Genomic DNA, 17,446 nt, shown 5'->3' with positions numbered 1-17,446 from the left:
TTAACCGGTGTCAGCGGCGAAGTGGGATCACTCCGTCGGGTGCGGCGGCTGGCATCTGTGGGCGGGCGGCTTCTGGTGTGGTGAGCAGGGCGACGATGGTGACCGGGCCGCCGCAGTGTGGGCAGTCGCGCTGCGCGGCCAGCTGCGGCAGAGGTGTGGGCGGCGGTGCTGGGATGGTCATCGCGGGTGGCGGGCCGAACGGCCTGCCGGGGTGGCTGGTGCGTTCGACTTCGCGGCGAGCCGCCGCGGTGCGTTTGCACTCCCGCGAGCAGTAGAGGCGGGTCTTGGCCTGCCGACCGTTCGCGGTGAAGGCTTCCCAGCAGATCGGGCAGGTCTTGCGGGTCGCGTTGTAGTTCGGATCGCGCGGGTCAGGAGACATGTGCGTTCACCGCCTGGCGCAACTTGTCCGATGTGGACTGATGCGACCTCAATCGGTAAGATGGACCGTCGATACCGACCACCGTCGCCCGGTGCAACAGTCGATCCAACATCGCCGCCGCGACAGTGGCGTCACCGAAAGCTGTTGCCCAGTCAGCAATCCCGACGTTTGTCGTCAAAATCGTCGACGACTTCAGGTAACGCTGATTGATCACCTGGAACAACGCCGACGCCCCGTCGCCAGGCAGCGGTAGGTAGCCCAGCTCATCGATCACGAGCAGCTTCGGTCCGGCGAAGAACCGCATGCAGGTCGCCCACCGCCCCTCGACTGCGGCCTTGTGACAGCGAGCAGCAAGGTCTGCGGCGGTGGTGAAGTAGACCCGGTGCCCGGCCTCGGCCGCGCCGCGCGCCAGCGCGGTGGTCAACATCGTCTTCCCAACCCCCGGCGGCCCGACGAACAACACATTCGAGGCGTCGTCGAGAAAACGCAGCGTCGCGAGGTCCCGGATCAGCTTCTCGTCGACCCCGGGTTGCGCGGCGAAGTCAAAATCCGACAGAGTCCAGGGATCGGGCAGACAAGCGAACCGCAGCCGTCCGGCGAGGCGACGGGCTTCGGTGGCGTTGACCTCGATCTCCAGCAGCCGCTCGAGCGCGGCGGTCATGGACAGGTTCTCGTGCCGGACCTCATCGAGAACCCTCGGCAGGGCTTCGGCGGCGTTGTCGAGTTTGAGGTAGGAGAAGTGCGCGCGCAGTTGCTGGTAGCGGCGGGCTTCGCTCATCTGTGGCGCGGATTTGTTGGCAGACAACAGGTTCAACCTTTCCTGGATTCCTTGGTGGGCGCGCTGTCGAGCTTGGCGGCGGTGGCCGCGTAGGCGGACAGATCGATCACGACGTGGGCCGCGGGCCCCGTCGCAGGCAGGCCGCGCAGTCGTGCCGCTTCGGCCAACGCCGCCGCCGAGGGCGGACGGCGGGTCTTGTGGGTGCAGGGCCGATCCGTGGTGAACGCGCCCAGCGCGGCTTTTTCCAGCGCGGCGACGTGCCCGTCGTCGCGGATCAGCCGCCCGGCGCCATCGAGGGCACGGTGGTGCAGCGCGACTGTCGCGCCGCCGGCGGTGACGATGCGCAGCTCGTCCGCGCCGAGCCGGTGACGGACCTGAACCGCGGCACCGCCCAGTCCCGGAGGAACCGAATAATGGTTGCCACGAAAGGAAACCAGCGCCTGCGGTGTCACGATCCGGGTCACGTCGAACTCGGCGGGGAACGCCACCAGCGGCGGCGGCCGCAGCGCCTCCTCGGCGGCCAGCGCGGCGACAGTGGTGGGTTCGCCGTCGCGGACCCGGCGGCGATCGTCGAGCTTGACCGCGAGCCGGTCCAACCCGGCTTGCGCCTCGGCGATGGTCGCGTCGTCAGCGACGGTGCGCCACCATCGCTGCGCGGCCGAGTGATTCGCCTTCTCCACAACACCTTTGCGGTTCCCGCGTCGCGGCGGGCAAACCACGGAGCGGACTCCGTAGTGCTTGGCAGCCTGGGCGAACGCGGCGGTCAGCCGGCCCGTGGACGGGTAGCAGACGGTCGCCATGCGGTCGAAGCGCCAGTCGTGAGTGGTGCCGCCGAGTTTGCGCACGACGGCGTCGAGGGCCTCGATGAGATGCGGGAAGTCTTCGGCCTCAGTGAGAACACCACGCCACCGGCCCGAATACGCCAGCGCGCCGACCAACAGATGCGCGTGCCGACCGACACCCCAATCCGCTGGCGGGTTGGGCAACTCCACCCAGTCGAACTGGGTCTCGTCGCCCGGTGGATGGGCAATGATCGCGACGTCCCGGCCGCGAGCGACCTGACAGGGCTCGCAGTGCGGGCGCAGCTGGTGGCGGCGCAGCGCGCGGGTGAAGGTCGAATAGCCGCCGCGGTAGCCCAGCTCGGCGAGCTCGTCGAGCAGGGTGGACGCCCACAGATGCGGGTCGTCGGCAAGCCGGGTCCGGCAGTAAGCCACGAAGGGGTCGAACGGGTCCGGACCTGCGGGTTTGCGCTTGCCGGGCTCCTGTTCGCCGGACAGGTACCGGCGGATGGTCTTGCGGTCACGACCGAGATGTCGGGCGATGGCTGAGATCGACCAGCCTTGATCGCGCAGCGCCTGCGCTTCCACGTCTTCCTCCAGCGAGAGCATCCACCCTCCAGCGACGGTCCACGGTGATCAACACCGAAACCGTCACCCGAGGGTCGTTGACCAGCGCAAACGACGCGCCGACAGGACACCCAACTGGGGATTTTCAGAGAGCAGGACTGGCCCTATTCACAGAGCGCCATCATCGCTCGATGAGGCCGGCGCGCTCGTTCGCCGAGTGCCGGAGGGCGATTTGCGGGGCGGTGTCGTCGATGCGGGCGAGGAAGACGTGGTCGAGGCGGTGGTGTTCGCGACCGCGGTAGGTGAAACGGCTTTCGCGGGTCCAGAGCTTCCGGCCGAACTTGTCCACGACCAGTCCGGTCTCTTCGGCGATCTCGCGGCGGGCGGTGTCCTCGAGCTTCTCGCCGGCGTCCTGACCGCCGCCGGGCAGCTCCCACCAATGGTGGGGACTGCCCCGAGTTTGGTTGACTCGCAGGTGGGGTGGATCAGGCTGCGGTTGCGTGCCTGTTGATTGTCTCAAATTCGATCGGCGTGAGCTTGCCGAGGCGGGCCTGCCGACGCCGGCGATGGTAGGTGCGTTCGATCCAAGTCACGATCGCCAGACGCAGTTCCTCGCGGGTCTGCCAGCGTTGCCGGTCCAGGACGTTCTTCTGTAGCAGCGCGAAGAAGGACTCCATCGCGGCATTGTCGCCACAGGCCCCGACTCGGCCCATCGATCCACGTAAACCGTTGCGGTGCACTGTGTTCACGAACTTCCGTGACCGGAATTGGCTGCCCCTGATGCTCTCCTGTTTGTCAACCGTGGGGTGGCTGGCTCCTTCGCCTGTGATGGTGTGCCGGTGCTCGGCGCGGTCAAGGTCGTTCATCCGGTGGGGTGCTCCATCGTGACCGCGCCTGCGCTCCGGCGGTTGCGGCGGCGACGGAGGAGCCGGCAGAGTTTGGGGTCAGGTGGCCGTGTGGCGGCGGTAGGGGCGGCGGGCGATCCGTTGTTGGCCGGGGTTGAGGAGGTAGTAGACCTCGCGGGCGAGATAGCGCTTCAGACAACGGATGATCTCGAGCTTCGAGTGGCCTTCGGAGGTCTTGCGCGCGAGGTAGGCCTGGGTTCTCGGGTCCAGGCGGATGCGGCTGACGACAGCCAGGTGCAGGGCGCGGTTGGCTTGCCTGTCCCCGCCGCGGTTGAGCCGGTGGCGCTGGGTCGTCCCGGATGACGCGGGCAGCGGCGCGACGCCGCAGAGCATCGCGAACCCTGCCTCCGACGTCATCCTGTCGGGGTTGTCGCCAGCGGTGACGAGCAGCTGTCCGGCGATCTCGACGCCGATGCCAAGCCGCGCGAGCAGCTGCGGCGCGAGTGCCTCGACCAGCGGGTTGATCAGGTCGTCGAGGTCGGCGATCTCGTCGGTCAGTTCGAGGTAGCGACGTGCCATCGACTTGAGCGCGACCCGGTAGGCGCCGATCGGGTCGGCGGCGTTCGACACGTCCGGACGCCAGGCGGCGACCACCCGGATCAGCTGCATGCGGGTGAGGTTGCGGATCTGGTCACGCACCTCGTCCGGTGCTGAGACGATCGTCATTCGCAGCAGTTGCAAGGCGTTTCGCCGCTCGCGGACCGCTTGGGCTCGTGCCGTCCGCAGGACCCGCAGCGCCTCGACGGCCCCGTCCTTGGACTTCGGGATCGCGGTCCGCCGGTTGTGCAGCACCGCCCGGGCGGCGCTGATCGCGTCCAGGTCGTCGTCCTTGCCCCTGCGGCGGCGATCGGAGCGGTCCGGCCGGTCGACCTCGAGAACGGTCGCACCGGCCTTCGCCAGGTGCCGGGTCAGCCCGGCGCCGTAGGAGCCGGTCCCTTCGACGCCGATGCGGGCCAGCCGGCCGTGTTCGCCGATCCAGGCCGTCAGAGCCCGATAGCCAGCGCGGGTGGTGGAGAAACTGTGCGTGCCCAGTACTGTCCCGCCGTCGTCGACGACCGCCGCCACGTGCAGCTCCTTGTGCGTGTCCACGCCGGCGTACACGGTCTTCCCGGATGCTGCCGACTCCCGGGTCTGGCCCGTTCGCGCAGCATGCGCAATGCTGGTCATGTCGTCCTCTCCGATCCGCTCGATGGGCAGGGCGGCGCCGCGCATCGACCGAACCGGCGGACAAGACAGTGATGAGCGCCTGGTGGCGCAGGCTCTCCTTAGGTCACCCCGACGGCGAGGCGTAGCGCCTCGCCGGGCGCTCCCAGAGCAACCGACAGATCCGAGGAAAGACAACACTTCGTCGATCGGAGTGAGGGTCAGGAAGCTCTCGGAGCGCCCGGCACCAGCATCCTCCCGCGTCCGTCCCTCTCGCGGGCCGGGAAACCCGGGGCAACACCGGCAGAAACAGTCTCACTGTCGGAATGCAGGATGGTTTTGCCGCCGTCGGGTTGGCGGCGGAGAATGGCCATGCCGAGAGCGTCGGTGACCAGTTCGGTGCGCATATGATCGGCGATGGACCAGCCGATGATGAGCCGCGAGTAGGCGTCCATCACCGCGGCGCAGTAGATCCGGCCCTCCTCGGTGGGGTGTTCGGTGATGTCGGTGATCCACAACCGGTCCGGGGCGTCGGCGGCGAAACGGCGGTTGACCAGGTCAGTACTGGGTTGCCCGGCCGGGTCGCGGACCGTGGTGTGGTGGCGCCGGCGCCGGTAGAGGCCCTGGATGCCGGCCTCGCGCATGAGCCGCTCGACGCGTTTGAGGTTGACCGGCAAGCCCAGGCCAAGGGTGAGTTCGGCGTGCACCCGCGGCGAGTCGTAGGTGCCGCGGGAATCGGCATGGATCTGTTCGATGTATTTCAGCAAAACCGCGTTCTCCTCCTCACGGATCGAGAGCGGCCGGTCGCGCCATTCGTAATAGCCGGAGCGGGACACGTTCAATACCCGGCAGGCCACCGCGACGTCGATACCGTCCGCGGCCAGTTCATGGACCAGCGGGAAGGTTACTTTGGGAGGATGTTCTCCCGCGCGAAGTACGCCGCCGCGCGTTTCAGGATCTCGTTCTCCATCTCGAGCTGCCGGTTCTTCCGTCGCAGCTCGGCAAGCTCCTTCTTCTCCGCACTGGTCAGCTTCGTGGCCGAGCCGTTCTCGTCGGCGTCGGCCTGGGCCATCCAGTTGCGCAGGCAGGACTCGCCGATCCCCAAGTCCTTCGCCAGCGCGGCGACCGGTTTGTCGCCCAGACGGGCCAGCTCGACGGCACGCTGACGAAACTCAGGCGGGTGTGGTGCAGGCATCGGAACATCCTCCCTGGTGACCGGCGGTCACCTCAGGTCAGGTGTCCGGACAACCGGGGGAAGCTCATAGCTCGTCGATCGTCAGGTCATCGGTGACCTCCGTCGAGTGATACGACGTCCTCACCACCCGCGTCACGTCATGGAACGGGTGGTGATACGTCGTCGTCACAGTCGCCGCCGACGCAGGCTATGCCGCGCTGATCACCGACCACCCAGCGGGAGTTCGTCTCGATGAAGGTCCAAGAGGTCCGGGTCGTACTTGATCAACTCGTTCTCGAACTCTCGCCAGCCGTTCGCGCTCACGAACTGGGCTTCACTTCGAGAGATCGGTACTATCCAGACGATCGCGGCCCGGTGCCCGTCGTCGAGGTCCACTCCCGCGAAGCCGTCGTCGTAGTAGACCGGCGCCGCGGCGTACCAGGCTTCCATTATACTCCCAGGGACAAGCGGGCCTCGGGGGCCGATCACGTCCCCACGCAGAAGTGCCCGGCCCGAAGCCAGGAGTTCGTCGGCCACTTGGCCGACGAGGCCGGGGAGGTACTCCCCACCGGGGCCGCCCCGCTCACCGGCTACGAGTTCCAAGCGTAATTTCCGACCGGACTTCGGCGATACCAAGTCATGCCTGCTCAAGCCGATCGTCGAAAAGGATTCGACGCCTGGAATAACTCCCTTGGCGAAGGCGGCGACCCGGAACTCCCGCGGCCGTCCATCTGGATCCGTCGACCAGCCACCCGTGATAAGGCCCAGTCGTGCCTCCAAGTGCTCGATAAGTCCCATGCCTCATCCGCCGAATCTTGAGTCGTCGTTGCCGCCACTTCGGTTGCACGCCGGACACTCGAGGCTCGTCCCCTGCTGGTAGTCGTCCAGGACTTCCGCACGCGTCACGTCCGGCGCAAACCGGCGGTTGGTCCAGGAAGGATTGTGGCTGACATCCCAGTCCCGGGCCTGCCCGGGGGTCCGGGGCGGCACCATGACCTCGCCGACGCAGTTCGGCCCCTGAGTCGGACACATACGGCCGCCGCTGGGCCCTTCTGCAGCTTCTTCCCATGCAGCGCCCTCAGTTGCCGCGCGGAAGCCACCACGGCTGGTCACCAAGCCGGGAGCATTGGTACCGCGGAGCATCCCATCGCTGTGACGCCGATGAGGCAGCAACTACCGCGGTCGGCGTGGATGGTGTGCGGCTGACTGCCATTGCGGTTCATGGCGTCATTGAGGAAATCCTTCGCCGCGACCGCGTCCTCCGCGGCAGCGACCAGCCAGCCGGTGACATAGCGGGAGTAGATGTCGAGGATGACATAGCATTTGTACCAAATCCCTTTCGACAGTCCTTTCAGCGCGGCGATATCCCACGACCACACCTCACTCGGACCGCGGGCAACCAGCTCGGGCCGAACCCGGGCGGGGTGGGTGGCGAGGCGGCGACGTTCCCAGACCTGGCCGGCGGCGCAGGCGATCCGGTACATCGCGGAGACCGAACACCAGTACCGGCCCTCGTCCAACTCCCTGGCCCAGACCTGCGGGATCGCCAGATCCCGGCAGGCCGGGCTGGTCAGCAACCTCAGCACCAGGTCCCGCTCGGCGGCGTCCAGCGCCTGCGGCGGCGGCGCACGGGCAGCCACGGACCGGCCCCTTTTGGATTGGCGTGCCGGTAATGCGTCGCCCGTGATATCCCGGTCAGCGTGCATGATTTCTTCACCGGCACCCCTGCCGCGCGCAGTTCGGCGAACGCGGCCGTCAGGATGTCCTCGGCGGCTCGTCGCGCTCCGCGCTCTCGGAGAGTTCTTCCAAGAGCGCGTGTGCTTTTCCCATGATGTCGAGAGCCATCCGGGTTTTCGTCAAGTCGGAGGTCAGTTTCCGGTTCTGCCGGCGGAGTTTCTCCAACTCGATCTGCTCGGCCGATTTCTTGACCCGTTTCGCCGGTGTCCCCGACTCGGCTGGTTCACCACCCAGGCGTCCTGCGTCGCGAGCTCGTGTCCATTCGATGATGTGAGACGAATACAAGCCTTCCCGGCGCAGGATCGCGCCTTTCTCCCCATTCGGGGCGTTCTCGTACTCGGCGACCGTGGCGAGCTTGTACTCCGCGGTGAACACCCGACGCGACGGACGCGGCGCGGGGTCGGCCTGCTCCTCGCCGGACGAACCCACCCTCGGTCAGGAACCCCCGCTCACACGGGATGTCTCACACCAGTCTGACCAAGAGGGCTCAGGCTCGCACCCCACTAACAGGTGCTGTGAATGACCTCCAACTCGTCGTCCTCGAGGGGCACACTTACCTCGGCGCGAGCCGCCGTGCTCCCGCCGAGTTCGGCTTCGAAGCCGTCCGGCACGACGACGTCCTCGGGGCCGAGATCGTGAACGCTGCGCTTGCCCAACGCCAGCAGTGTCGAGTCGATCCCGTTGCGCAGCACGTCGAGGACGTTTTCCACACCGGTCTGCCCGCCTGCCGCCAGGCCCCACAGGTACGCGCGGCCGATCAGCACCGCACGAGCACCCAGTGCCAGCGCCTTCACGACGTCGCTGCCGCGGCGGATCCCGCCGTCCAGCAGGACTTCCACCTGCCCGCCGACCGCGTCGGCGATCGCCGGGAGGGCGCGGATCGTCGCCGGGGTGCCGTCGAGGTTGTTGCCGCCGTGGTTGGACACCGAGATCGCACTGACCCCCGCGTCCACCGCGCGGCGGGCCTCGTCGACCCGGATCACACCCTTGAGCAGGAACGGGCCGTCCCACTGCGACCGCAGCCAGGCCACGTCGTCCCACGTCGGCGGCGGGGTCTGCATCCACTGCCCGTACGCCCCGAAGAACGTGGGCACCTTTTCTCCGGGCTCCACCATGTTCGGCACGCCCAAGTCCGGCAGCCGACGAGTGCGCACGTAGTCCAGCAGCCAGCGCGGGTGCGTGATGCCTTCCGGCGCGAACCGCAGCAGCTCGCGGAAGTTCAGCTTCTCCGGGATGTGCGGGCTGCCCCAGTCGCGGCTGTGCGAGAACGACCAGTCCAACGTGAGGATGATGCCGACGGCCCCGGCGGCGCGGGCGCGGTCGAGGCGGCGCCGGATGTCGTCGCGGGTGCCCGTCCAGTAGACCTGGAAGTACGTGTTCGGGTTGGCGGCGACGACCTCTTCAATCGGCTTGCTGCCGAATGAAGACAACCCGATCGACGTCCCGCGCGCCGCAGCCGCGCGGGCTACGGCTACCTCACCGTCCGGGTGCACGGCCTGCACGCCCGTCGGGGAGATCAGCACCGGCAGCGCGACGTCCCGGCCGAGCACGTGCGTACCCAGCTCGCGAGCGCCGGAAAGGCCCGCGGTCCGGGGTGCGAAACGCAGCTCGTCGAACGCGCTCAGGTTGTCGGCCAGCGTCAGGCCCTTCTCCGAGCCGGCGATCAGCGCGGAGTACACGGAGCCGGGAAGCCGCTTCTTGGCGCGCCGCTGTGCCTCGGCGATGGACTCGAACCAGGTGGTGCTCATCGTTTTCCCTTCGGATCGAAGCGCAGGGTGCGCCGGACGAGGACCGGGCGAACCGGCTCGAGAGTGCGGTGGGTCAGGCAACCGGCCCAAACCCCGGCGCCGTAGGCGATGTCGTCGACGATCGCCGCCGCCGTGTACCGGACGGGGTCGAGGTCGCGCCTGTTCTTCGCCCACGCGGTCAGCGGCGGGCCGAGCAGCAGGTACGCCACGGCGGCTCGGCGCCCTCGTCCCCGCGGTACCAGCAGTCCCGCGAGCAGGGGCGCCGCGAATTGGGTGCCATAGCGGCCGCAGCCGAGCCACGTCTGGTGGACGGCGGTGGCCATCGCCCGCACGACGCCGTCCGTCGGCACGTCGTGGGCGCGCACGGTGCGGGCCGTACTGGCCACTGAGCCACCGAACGCCAGCGCGGCGAGCCCTGGACGGCGGGCCAGCAACGCCCCGACGGCCAGCGCCGGCCAAGGCTGCAGCGCCAGCGGCGCCAGCAGGTCCGGGTGCCGCTTGGCGAGCGGCGCGGCAGAGGTGCCGTAGCGGGCCCGGCGGCCGAGCAGGCCGCGCCAGGTTTCCGGTTCGTGGTGGCCGACCGAGACGTCCGGCGCATAGCGAACCCTGAACCCGGCGGTGTGGAGCCGCCAGACGAGGTCGACGTCCTCACCGACGCGCAGGTCCGGATCGAAGACCTCGCCGTCGACGGCCACGTCGGTCAGCGCGGCCCGGCGAACGACGAGCGCGGCCGTGGGCACGTACGACATCCGCGTGCCGGGCGCGACCCGCGCGGGGCGGTCGCCCAGGTCGAGGCTGCTCGCCACCCGGGTGTAGCGGCCGGCCCAGGTGTCCGGCGCCAAGGCGCGCACACGGGGCGCGACCGCGGCGACCAGCGGGTCGGCGAAGTGCGCCGCGAGCCGGTCGGTCCAGCCCGTGGTCGGCACGCAGTCGCTGTCCAGGAAGGCTGCCAACTCGGTGGCAACGTGCTCCAACGCGGTGTTCCGCGCGGCGCCGGGGCCACCGTTGACGTCACGGCGGACGAGCTTCGCCCCGCGCGCGGCCGCTACTGCGGCGACGGCCGCGGGGTCGCGGGAGCCGTCGTCGACGACCAGTACCGGGTGCCGGCCGTCGAGCCCGGCCAGGCAGCGGTCCAGCAGCTCTGCGCGGTCGCGAACGGGCACCACGACCGTGAGGTCGGCGGGCGCGTCCGGTTCGGGCGGGAGAGGGTGGGCGAGCCCCGTGTCGGTGAGCCGTCGGGCGAGCGTCCCGGCTGCGGCCGTCGAGACCGGTCCTTCGGCGAGTTCTCGCCAGGCGGCCTGCCCGGCCGCGGTCAGCCGGAGCACGCGCGCGGGGGAACCGCCGAAGATCAGGTCGCCGGTCAGGCGGCGGGTGTCCTGATCGAGTTCGAGCCGGAAGCCGGTCGGGAGGGGCGTCACAGGGCCAGTCCTCCGTCCACCGGTACGACCGCGCCGGTCATCGCGCTGCTGTCCGGCCCGGAGAGGAACGCCAGCACCGCGGCGACCTCCGCAGGGTCGAGGAGCCGGTGGACCGGTTGCTGGGCAGCGAAGGCGGCGGCGTCGGGCAGGGCGTAGAGCCGGGCGCTTTCGGCGAGGATCGGGGTGTCGGTGGACCCGGGGCTGACGGCGTTGGCGGTCACCCCGGTCGCCCCCAGCTCGGCCCCGAGCGCGCGGACCAGCCCGGCGACCCCGGCCTTCGCGGCGCAGTAGGCGGCGAGCATCGGCAGGCCGCGGGTGGCCGCGGCCGACGCGACGGCCAGGAACCGGCCGGACCGAGGCTGCGGCCGCCGCAGCAGTGCGGGCACCGCAACGCGAGCCAAGTTGACGACACCGTTCAGGTTGACGTCGAGCACCGCCTGTTCCTGTTCGAGCGGAACTTCCCACGCCGGCGCTCCCCCGGCGACGACGCCCGCGGCCGCGATCGCCACGTCGAGCCCGCCCCACCGGCGTTCTGCCTCGGCGACGGCGGCAGCCATCGCCGAGGGATCCCGGACGTCGGCCACGAACGGTTCGACGTTCCCGCCTGCCTGCTCGACGACGGCGGACAGATCGGCCTTGCTCCCCATCGAGTACGGAAGCGCCGGGTCGTCGGTTGCGACGTCGACCGCGAGAACGGTGTAGCCCCGCCGGGCCAGCTCCAGTACGGTCGCGGCGCCGATCCCCCGGGCCGCACCGGTGACGAGGGCGGTTCGCGCGGTCATCGCGGCACCACCTCGCCCGGAGTGCTCAGTTCGCTTCCGGTGGCGGAGCACCAACGGTCCACCCGGGACACGAGATCCACGACCAAGCGGTCCAGCAGCGCCACGCCTTCGCTCGCCGTGGCGGGCGTCGGGTCGCCGAGCACGCCGGTCGCCGTCACCGCCCGCACCCCGCCGTTCAGCAGCAGCGGCAGCACCTCTCCCAGCGGCCTGCGGTCCCCTGCGACGGCCCGGTCCATCCGCACCGCGTTCGGCCGCAAGGCCAGCTGCAGCGCCGTTTCCGGTCGTCCGGCGTGCGGGTCCCCGGTCCAGTGCGGCTGGAACACCTCGACGTCCCGGGACTCCGCCCGCAGCCGGGCGACAGCCCGGGCGACCGGCGCCGCGTTGCCGCCGTGCGCCGAGACGAACAGCACGCGCGTGAACGTCTCCGCCGCGGACCGGCCCAGCTCGACCAGCAGGAGCTCGGTCGCCTCCTGGCCGATCGAGAGCGTCCCGGCGAACCCGGCGTGCTCGCCGCTGGACCCGAAGGCCACGGCCGGCGCCACCAGGACGTCCGGCCGCTTCTCGGCCAGCCGGTCGCACAGCGCGAGCGCGATGTCCGTGTCGGTCGAGAGCGGCAGGTGCGGGCCGTGTTGCTCGGTCGCGCCGACCGGCACGGCCAGGATCGCTCCGGCCGCCGCATGGGCCGCGACGTCCGGCCAGGACAGGTCCGCGAGCCGCACGGTCAGCGCCTGAATCCCGCGAGGGGATTCTCGTCGCAGGCGCGCTCCGGCGGGCGGCGCATCCCGATGGTGACCGGGACCGGCTTACGCTTCCGGTGGGAGTGGTCCAGCGACGGCTTCGGGACGCTCCCCGCCGCAACCCCGGCCAACGCGAGCTCGCCATGGCCGCGGACGCACTCCGGGTCCGGGCCGTCCAGCGGCAGGCCGGTGAAGAACTTCGCGGCCATGCAGCCGCCGCGGCAGGCGTCGAACGCCGAACACGACGTGCAGGCGCCGCCGCTCTGCGGGCTCCGCAACGACGTGAACAGCTCGGATTGCCGCCACACGGGGGTGAAGCCGGCGTCCCGGACGTTGCCGGCGAGGAAGGTCTCGTGGATGGCGAACGGGCACGCGTAGACGTCGCCGACCGGGTCGACCAGGCACACCACCCGCCCGGCGCCGCACAGGTTCAGGCCGGGCAAATCGCCTTCACCGTAGCCGGCGAGGTGGAAGAACGAGTCCCCGGTGAGCACGTTTTCGCCGTGCGCCACCAGCCAGTCGTACAACGAACGCTGCTGGGCGGCGGTCGGGTGCAGCTCGTCCCAGGTGTCGGCGCCGCGGCCGGACGGGCGCAGCCGCGTGATCCGCAGCTGGGCGCCGTAGCGGTCGGCGATCGCCTTGAACGCGTCGAGCTGGCCGACGTTGTGCCGGGTCATCACCACGGAGATCTTGAAGTTCTCGAAGCCCGCGTCGGCCAGGTGCTCCATCGCGCGGATCGCGGTGGCGTAGGAGCCGGGGCCGCGGACGTGGTCGTTGACCTCGGCGGTGGCGCCGTCGAGGGAGATCTGGACGTCGACGTAGTCGCTCGCGGCCAGGCGCCGCGCCACCTCCGGGGTGATCTTGACGCCGTTGGTGGAGAACTTGACCCCGACGTGGTGCTCGGTCGCGTAGTCGACGAGCTCCCAGAAGTCCGGGCGGACGGTGGGTTCGCCGCCGCCGACGTTGACGTAGAAGACCTGCATGCGCTCGAACTCGTCGATCAGCGCCTTGCACTCCGCGGTGGACAGCTCGCGCGGGTCCCGCCGTCCCGAGGAGGACAGGCAGTGCACGCAGGAAAGGTTGCAGGCGTAGGTCAGTTCCCACGTGAGGCAGATGGGCGCGTCGAGCCCGTACTGGAACTCGTCCACAAGGGACATCAGAGACTCCTCGGCTGGATCATGCTCGACGCGGCCAGTGCGGCCAGCGCGGCGCGGTAACGCGGCAGCTCGGGCCGGCCCACCCCGGCGCCCGCGCAGGCGGCGCGGGCGCTCGGGTGGTCGGCCAGGGACCGGACGACGGTCAGCAGCGCCGGGTTCTTCAGGAACGACAGGCGGCGGGTGCCGAAGTGGTACAGCAGCGCCCCGAACCGCTCGGGCCGGATCGACACCCGGTCGTCCAACCGCCACGCCGTGTCCAGATCGAAGGTGCCGGTGTCAGTAGACACCGCACATCCCGTCGATCGAGACCTCCTCGACCAGCAGGTCTTCGGCCACCACGACATCCTCGGCGAGGGTGGCCTGCCCCACGGTGTTCTCGTCCATCATGACTCCTTCGATACTGGGGATTCGGACATCGGCTACGGGCCGGCGCTACGCGGCGCCGGACCGGATTCCCAGCCGCGCAACCATCCGGCCCCGGGCGGGGACCGGAACGAAGCCGACCGCGGCGGTCATCGTCGCCCGGTGGCACGGGCCACAGGCGGGAACGCGGGCCGACGGCTGCGCGCCGGCCAACGGCACGAACTTGCCCGGGCGCGCCAGACCCGCGCAGTTGCTCGCGTGGTGCCCCGCGGGAGCGCACAGGCACCGGCATTCGGTATTCGTCATTTCCACTCCTCGACACTCCGGCCGATCCCGGCCCTTCGCCACTACGCGCCGGAATCGGCGGTCCGGATGAGCCCGTCCGCCTGGGCAAGGCCCGCGTCCAGCACGTCTCGTTCGGTTCTCGTCAGCTGGGCTCGCATTTCGGTTCCCGCCGCCTTGGCCAGGACGACCAGCCGTTTGGCCAGGCCCCGTGCCTGGGTCAACCGGATCCGGTTGCTGTCCAGCACGACCTGCGAGTCGTCGATCAGTGCCTCGTAGCGGTGGTTGAGATCGCCGTGGTCGTCGACGATCCTGATCGCACGGGCCAAGGCCGTCAGCTCGGCCGTGCGGACGCTCCGCAGGTACGGATCACCCATCGTCACGACCCGCCGAAGACGGTGCCCGCGCTGGACCAGAACACGAAGACGATCACCAGCAGCAGGAGCGCGACCACGCACCACACCGGCAGGTCGGGATCGATCGCGAAGAACCGCCTCGCCGGCTGGCCGCCTCGCAAGCCGCCTTCGACGACGTCCCTGCGCAGCGGCCCGGCGAGGTCCGTCCGGAAGAACCGCCTGCCGAACTCTTCGCCGGTCCGCACGCCGCGCAGGAGGACGTCCGGCGGCCCGTGGGAGACGATCTTGCCGTTCCACAGGACGGCGACCTCGTGAGCCACTTCCCGCGCGAAGTCCAGGTCGTGCGTCGTGATCAATACCGTGGCCCGCGCCTTCTCGTTGACCGACTTGATCGCCCTGACGATGGCGCCCGTGTAGCGGGAATCGAACGCGGTGTCGACGTCGTCGAGGACGATCAGCGACATGCCGGACACCAACGCCTGCGCAAGGAGCACCCTGCGCCTCGCGTGCGCGGGGATCTCCTCGGGGAAGGAACGCGCGAAGGCCTCCAGGCCGAACTCCCGCATCAACGGCGCGGTGGTCGCGTGCACCTCATCGTCCGTCGCACCGGCACGACGCAGGACACAAGCGACGTTCTCGTAGACGTTCATCGAGGAGAACAGCCAGCTGCCGAACGGGTGTGACCCGCCGACCACGGCCGCGATCCCGCCACGAGCACTGACGAGCTCGGCCGAGGTCAGCGACCAGACGTCACGGCCGTCCAGCCGGACGCTGCCGCCCGTCGGCGGCAGCAGGCCCACGAGGTGCCGCAGGAGAGTCGTCTTGCCGCACCCCGACTGTCCGAGGATCACCGTGACCTGCCCGTCCGGCACCGACAGCCGAAGCCGGTGCAGCACCGGTTCGTCGCCGAGAACCGTAGTCACGCCGTCGAATTCGATCTTCGAGGCGCTGGGGGCACTCTTCATGCGCTCACCTCCTCACCGCCGGCTACACCGCGAACTTCATGGCGCGGAAGGTCATTCGAGGGTCTCCACCTTCAACCGGCCGTCCGCGTAGTCCCCGCGCAGCACCTTCTTGTCGAACTTCCCCACGCTGGTGCGGGGGATCTCCTCGACGAAGGTCCACCGCTCGGGCAGCCACCACCGCGGCAGCTTGTCCGACAACCAGGATCGGAGTTCCCCCGGCGAGACGATCGCGCCCTCGCGAAGGACGACAGCCGCCAGCGGACGTTCCTGCCAGCGCTCGTCCGGTGCGGCGATGACCGCCGCCTCGAACACGTCGGGGTGCCCCGCCAGGGCCGACTCGAGCTCGACCGACGAGATCCACTCGCCGCCGGACTTGATGACGTCCTTCATCCGGTCGGTCAGCGTCAGGAAGCCCTCGGCGCTGATGTGCCCGACGTCGCCCGTGCGCAGCCATCCGTCGTGGAAGCGCGCGTCGTCGTCGACCTGGTAGTACGAACCGGTCACCCACGGCCCCCGCACCTCCAGCTCGCCGACGGCCTGCCCGTCCCGCGGCTGAGGCGTGCCGTCGTCGCCGACGATCCGCATCTCGACGCCGCAGACCGGGCGTCCCTGCGTCGCCCGCATCCGCCACGCGTCGGCTGGGCCGGCGGTGACCGCCGGGCGGGCCACCGATGCCATCGGGGAGGTCTCGGTCATGCCCCACGCCTGCAGGATGGTCACGCCGAGCCGGTTCTCGAACGCCTCCATGAGAGAGCGCGGCACGGCGGACCCGCCGCAGACGACCAGCCTCAACGACGAGAAGTCCAGGCCGGAGTCCTTGTCCGTGTGCAGGAGCACGTCGTTCCAGATCGTCGGAACCGCGCCGGCCACGGTGGGCCGTTCCGTGTGGACCATCCTGGCCAGCGGGGCCGCCTGCATGAACCGGTCCGGCATCAGCAGTTCCGCCCCGGCCATCAAGGCCGCGTACGGCAGGCCCCACGCGTTGGCGTGGAACATCGGCACGATCGGCAGGATCCGGTCTTGCTCGGCGATGCCCAGTCCGTTGCCCGTGCAGGCGGCCATCGAGTGCAGGTACAGCGAACGGTGGCTGTACACCACACCCTTCGGGTCGCCCGTCGTGCCGCTGGTGTAGCACATCGCGGCCCCGGCGTCCTCGTCCGCGTCGGTCCACGCGAACTCCGGTGACTCCGCGCCGAGGACGTCTTCGTAGCGGAGCACCGCCTTGCCGCTGCCCTCCAGCGGTGCCAGGTCACCGTCGTCGCCGGTGACCAGCACGACCTTGACCGTATCGAGCCCGGGCAGGACGCGGGCCAGCAGCGGCACGAGCGACGAGTCGACGATGACGGCCTTGTCCTCGGCGTGCCCGGCGATGAAGCGGATCTGCTCGGCGGACAACCGGATGTTGAGCGTGTGCAGCACCGCGCCCATGGCAGGCACCGCGGCGTACGCCTCCAGGTGCTCCTGGTTGTTCCACTGGAACGTGGCCACCCGGTCGTCGCCGGCGATCCCGAGGCGGCGCAACGCGTTGGCGAGCTGACCGCACCGCCGGCCCACCTGCTCGTAGGTCGACCGGCGGAACCCGTCACCCGTCGCGGTGATCACCCGCCGGTCGCCGTGGACCTCCACGCCGTGCCGCAGGATCGACGCGACCGTGAGCGGTGTGCCCTGCATGGTGCTGCGCATTACTCGACCTCCGTCACGCCGACGACGTCGTCATCGGAACTCTGTCTGCCGCTCACGCCTTCAGCAGGTCGTCACGGCCGTCACGCTCGAGCAACGACTCGTAGGCGGGAAACAGCGACTTCGCCGCCGGCACGAGCTTCAGGATCTTCGAGACCGGACCCTTCGCTCGGACCTGCCCCTTGGCCATCGCGACGGACAAGTTCACCTTGCCCAGCCAGAACCGGTTGCCGGTGTCGGCCGTCATGAACAGCTCGACGTGCGGCGTCAGGTCGCTCGCGCCCGTGTGCACCTCACCGGAGGGGAAGTCGACCGTCAGGACCGAGTCGGGGTCGGTGTAGGTGATCTGGAGGACGACGCCGGAGCCCTTCAGCTTCGGGCCCACCTCCGGGTCGGCCAGACCGTTCTCGAAGACACCGCCGATGTACTTGTAGACCTCGGAGTCATCCTTGAACGCACCCATTTTGCACTCCTCACTGAGTTTTTTTCGGAAAAC

At 69.7% G+C, this 17,446-nt stretch carries 23 protein-coding genes and 1 pseudogene; all 24 read right to left on the bottom strand.

The window, feature by feature from the left end; all coding sequences use genetic code 11:
* Positions 1 to 10 precede the first annotated feature (10 nt).
* Entirely contained in the window at positions 11 to 379 is a 369-nt protein-coding gene (locus QP939_RS20650; protein WP_183128054.1) for a hypothetical protein, read from the bottom strand.
* A complete protein-coding gene (istB, locus tag QP939_RS20645) occupies positions 369 to 1,184 on the bottom strand; it encodes an IS21-like element helper ATPase IstB (protein WP_285458434.1) in 816 nt (271 codons plus the stop codon). The genes QP939_RS20650 and istB overlap by 11 nt, the downstream gene beginning before the upstream one ends.
* 5 nt (positions 1,185 to 1,189) lie before the next feature.
* Positions 1,190 to 2,545: an IS21 family transposase gene (istA, locus tag QP939_RS20640; RefSeq protein ID WP_183127992.1), complete on the bottom strand. Its 1,356-nt coding sequence runs from the start codon at positions 2,543 to 2,545 to the stop codon at positions 1,190 to 1,192.
* A gap of 139 nt (positions 2,546 to 2,684) precedes the next feature.
* The gene (locus QP939_RS20635; RefSeq protein ID WP_434219659.1) at positions 2,685 to 3,023 is read right to left on the bottom strand and encodes an NUDIX domain-containing protein; all 339 of its coding nucleotides are present in this window, start codon (positions 3,021 to 3,023) and stop codon (positions 2,685 to 2,687) included.
* A pseudogene (locus tag QP939_RS20630) lies at positions 2,989 to 3,309 on the bottom strand (integrase core domain-containing protein); the annotation flags it as partial. The pseudogene QP939_RS20630 and the gene QP939_RS20635, both read right to left, overlap by 35 nt.
* Positions 3,310 to 3,447: 138 nt before the next feature.
* The gene (locus tag QP939_RS20625) at positions 3,448 to 4,575 is read right to left on the bottom strand and encodes an IS110 family RNA-guided transposase (protein ID WP_434219678.1); all 1,128 of its coding nucleotides are present in this window, start codon (positions 4,573 to 4,575) and stop codon (positions 3,448 to 3,450) included.
* Between the two features lie 197 nt (positions 4,576 to 4,772).
* On the bottom strand, positions 4,773 to 5,408 hold the full coding sequence (locus QP939_RS20620; protein WP_285458432.1) for an IS3 family transposase: 636 nt from the start codon (positions 5,406 to 5,408) through the stop codon (positions 4,773 to 4,775).
* A gap of 47 nt (positions 5,409 to 5,455) precedes the next feature.
* The gene (locus QP939_RS20615; RefSeq protein WP_285458431.1) at positions 5,456 to 5,746 is read right to left on the bottom strand and encodes a transposase; all 291 of its coding nucleotides are present in this window, start codon (positions 5,744 to 5,746) and stop codon (positions 5,456 to 5,458) included.
* A 201-nt stretch (positions 5,747 to 5,947) separates the two neighbouring features.
* Positions 5,948 to 6,523 (bottom strand): suppressor of fused domain protein, encoded by a 576-nt coding sequence (locus QP939_RS20610; protein WP_183127936.1) that lies wholly within the window; start codon positions 6,521 to 6,523, stop codon positions 5,948 to 5,950.
* 3 nt (positions 6,524 to 6,526) lie between these two features.
* Complete coding sequence (locus QP939_RS51825; protein ID WP_352252678.1) at positions 6,527 to 6,718, bottom strand: GH-E family nuclease; 192 nt, start codon at positions 6,716 to 6,718, stop codon at positions 6,527 to 6,529.
* A gap of 116 nt (positions 6,719 to 6,834) precedes the next feature.
* The gene (locus QP939_RS20605; RefSeq protein ID WP_183127934.1) at positions 6,835 to 7,365 is read right to left on the bottom strand and encodes a DDE-type integrase/transposase/recombinase; all 531 of its coding nucleotides are present in this window, start codon (positions 7,363 to 7,365) and stop codon (positions 6,835 to 6,837) included.
* A 115-nt stretch (positions 7,366 to 7,480) separates the two neighbouring features.
* Positions 7,481 to 7,891, bottom strand: coding sequence for a transposase (locus tag QP939_RS52225; RefSeq protein WP_183127933.1), 411 nt, complete (start codon positions 7,889 to 7,891; stop codon positions 7,481 to 7,483).
* Positions 7,892 to 7,965: 74 nt separating this feature from the next.
* Positions 7,966 to 9,210, bottom strand: a complete 1,245-nt coding sequence (mftD, locus tag QP939_RS20595) for a pre-mycofactocin synthase MftD (protein ID WP_183127932.1) — start codon at positions 9,208 to 9,210, stop codon at positions 7,966 to 7,968.
* On the bottom strand, positions 9,207 to 10,628 hold the full coding sequence (mftF, locus tag QP939_RS20590; RefSeq protein ID WP_183127931.1) for a mycofactocin biosynthesis glycosyltransferase MftF: 1,422 nt from the start codon (positions 10,626 to 10,628) through the stop codon (positions 9,207 to 9,209). Before mftF ends, mftD begins: the two co-directional genes overlap by 4 nt.
* Positions 10,625 to 11,410 (bottom strand): mycofactocin-coupled SDR family oxidoreductase, encoded by a 786-nt coding sequence (locus QP939_RS20585; RefSeq protein ID WP_285458430.1) that lies wholly within the window; start codon positions 11,408 to 11,410, stop codon positions 10,625 to 10,627. Before QP939_RS20585 ends, mftF begins: the two co-directional genes overlap by 4 nt.
* Positions 11,407 to 12,129 (bottom strand): mycofactocin biosynthesis peptidyl-dipeptidase MftE, encoded by a 723-nt coding sequence (gene mftE, locus QP939_RS20580; RefSeq protein WP_285458429.1) that lies wholly within the window; start codon positions 12,127 to 12,129, stop codon positions 11,407 to 11,409. Before mftE ends, QP939_RS20585 begins: the two co-directional genes overlap by 4 nt.
* A gap of 2 nt (positions 12,130 to 12,131) precedes the next feature.
* Positions 12,132 to 13,304, bottom strand: a complete 1,173-nt coding sequence (mftC, locus tag QP939_RS20575; RefSeq protein ID WP_183127957.1) for a mycofactocin radical SAM maturase — start codon at positions 13,302 to 13,304, stop codon at positions 12,132 to 12,134.
* On the bottom strand, positions 13,304 to 13,591 hold the full coding sequence (gene mftB, locus QP939_RS20570; protein ID WP_183127959.1) for a mycofactocin biosynthesis chaperone MftB: 288 nt from the start codon (positions 13,589 to 13,591) through the stop codon (positions 13,304 to 13,306). The genes mftC and mftB overlap by 1 nt, the downstream gene beginning before the upstream one ends.
* Positions 13,581 to 13,688 carry a mycofactocin precursor MftA gene (gene mftA, locus QP939_RS20565; RefSeq protein ID WP_183127956.1) on the bottom strand — a complete coding sequence of 36 codons (108 nt, stop codon included), beginning with the start codon at positions 13,686 to 13,688 and terminating at the stop codon, positions 13,581 to 13,583. Before mftA ends, mftB begins: the two co-directional genes overlap by 11 nt.
* Before the next feature lie 48 nt (positions 13,689 to 13,736).
* On the bottom strand, positions 13,737 to 13,973 hold the full coding sequence (locus QP939_RS20560; protein ID WP_183127955.1) for a hypothetical protein: 237 nt from the start codon (positions 13,971 to 13,973) through the stop codon (positions 13,737 to 13,739).
* 41 nt (positions 13,974 to 14,014) lie between these two features.
* The gene (locus tag QP939_RS20555; RefSeq protein WP_183127954.1) at positions 14,015 to 14,326 is read right to left on the bottom strand and encodes a hypothetical protein; all 312 of its coding nucleotides are present in this window, start codon (positions 14,324 to 14,326) and stop codon (positions 14,015 to 14,017) included.
* A gap of 2 nt (positions 14,327 to 14,328) precedes the next feature.
* The gene (locus QP939_RS20550; protein WP_285458426.1) at positions 14,329 to 15,270 is read right to left on the bottom strand and encodes an ATP-binding cassette domain-containing protein; all 942 of its coding nucleotides are present in this window, start codon (positions 15,268 to 15,270) and stop codon (positions 14,329 to 14,331) included.
* A 51-nt stretch (positions 15,271 to 15,321) separates the two neighbouring features.
* A complete protein-coding gene (locus QP939_RS20545) occupies positions 15,322 to 16,953 on the bottom strand; it encodes a long-chain fatty acid--CoA ligase (protein ID WP_285458425.1) in 1,632 nt (543 codons plus the stop codon).
* A gap of 52 nt (positions 16,954 to 17,005) precedes the next feature.
* Positions 17,006 to 17,413: an SCP2 sterol-binding domain-containing protein gene (locus QP939_RS20540; protein ID WP_183127630.1), complete on the bottom strand. Its 408-nt coding sequence runs from the start codon at positions 17,411 to 17,413 to the stop codon at positions 17,006 to 17,008.
* Between the last annotated feature and the right edge of the window lie 33 nt (positions 17,414 to 17,446).

The organism is Amycolatopsis nalaikhensis, assembly GCF_030264295.1.
Taxonomy (GTDB): Bacteria; Actinomycetota; Actinomycetes; order Mycobacteriales; family Pseudonocardiaceae; genus Amycolatopsis; species Amycolatopsis nalaikhensis.
This window is presented reverse-complemented; position numbering and strand designations above follow the sequence as displayed.

What these genes read in the sequence shown, in the direction of transcription:
- QP939_RS20550 (WP_285458426.1), bottom strand. Translation starts at nt 15,270, where the DNA reads ATGAAGAGTGCCCCCAGCGCCTCGAAGATCGAATTCGACGGCGTGACT.
- QP939_RS20545 (WP_285458425.1), bottom strand. Translation starts at nt 16,953, where the DNA reads ATGCGCAGCACCATGCAGGGCACACCGCTCACGGTCGCGTCGATCCTG.
- QP939_RS20585 (WP_285458430.1), bottom strand. Translation starts at nt 11,410, where the DNA reads ATGACCGCGCGAACCGCCCTCGTCACCGGTGCGGCCCGGGGGATCGGC.
- QP939_RS20610 (WP_183127936.1), bottom strand. Translation starts at nt 6,523, where the DNA reads ATGGGACTTATCGAGCACTTGGAGGCACGACTGGGCCTTATCACGGGT.
- mftA (WP_183127956.1), bottom strand. Translation starts at nt 13,688, where the DNA reads ATGGACGAGAACACCGTGGGGCAGGCCACCCTCGCCGAGGATGTCGTG.
- QP939_RS20555 (WP_183127954.1), bottom strand. Translation starts at nt 14,326, where the DNA reads ATGGGTGATCCGTACCTGCGGAGCGTCCGCACGGCCGAGCTGACGGCC.
- istA (WP_183127992.1), bottom strand. Translation starts at nt 2,545, where the DNA reads ATGCTCTCGCTGGAGGAAGACGTGGAAGCGCAGGCGCTGCGCGATCAA.
- QP939_RS20560 (WP_183127955.1), bottom strand. Translation starts at nt 13,973, where the DNA reads ATGACGAATACCGAATGCCGGTGCCTGTGCGCTCCCGCGGGGCACCAC.
- QP939_RS20625 (WP_434219678.1), bottom strand. Translation starts at nt 4,575, where the DNA reads ATGACCAGCATTGCGCATGCTGCGCGAACGGGCCAGACCCGGGAGTCG.
- QP939_RS20540 (WP_183127630.1), bottom strand. Translation starts at nt 17,413, where the DNA reads ATGGGTGCGTTCAAGGATGACTCCGAGGTCTACAAGTACATCGGCGGT.
- QP939_RS51825 (WP_352252678.1), bottom strand. Translation starts at nt 6,718, where the DNA reads ATGGTGCCGCCCCGGACCCCCGGGCAGGCCCGGGACTGGGATGTCAGC.
- QP939_RS20615 (WP_285458431.1), bottom strand. Translation starts at nt 5,746, where the DNA reads ATGCCTGCACCACACCCGCCTGAGTTTCGTCAGCGTGCCGTCGAGCTG.
- mftD (WP_183127932.1), bottom strand. Translation starts at nt 9,210, where the DNA reads ATGAGCACCACCTGGTTCGAGTCCATCGCCGAGGCACAGCGGCGCGCC.
- mftC (WP_183127957.1), bottom strand. Translation starts at nt 13,304, where the DNA reads ATGTCCCTTGTGGACGAGTTCCAGTACGGGCTCGACGCGCCCATCTGC.
- QP939_RS20650 (WP_183128054.1), bottom strand. Translation starts at nt 379, where the DNA reads ATGTCTCCTGACCCGCGCGATCCGAACTACAACGCGACCCGCAAGACC.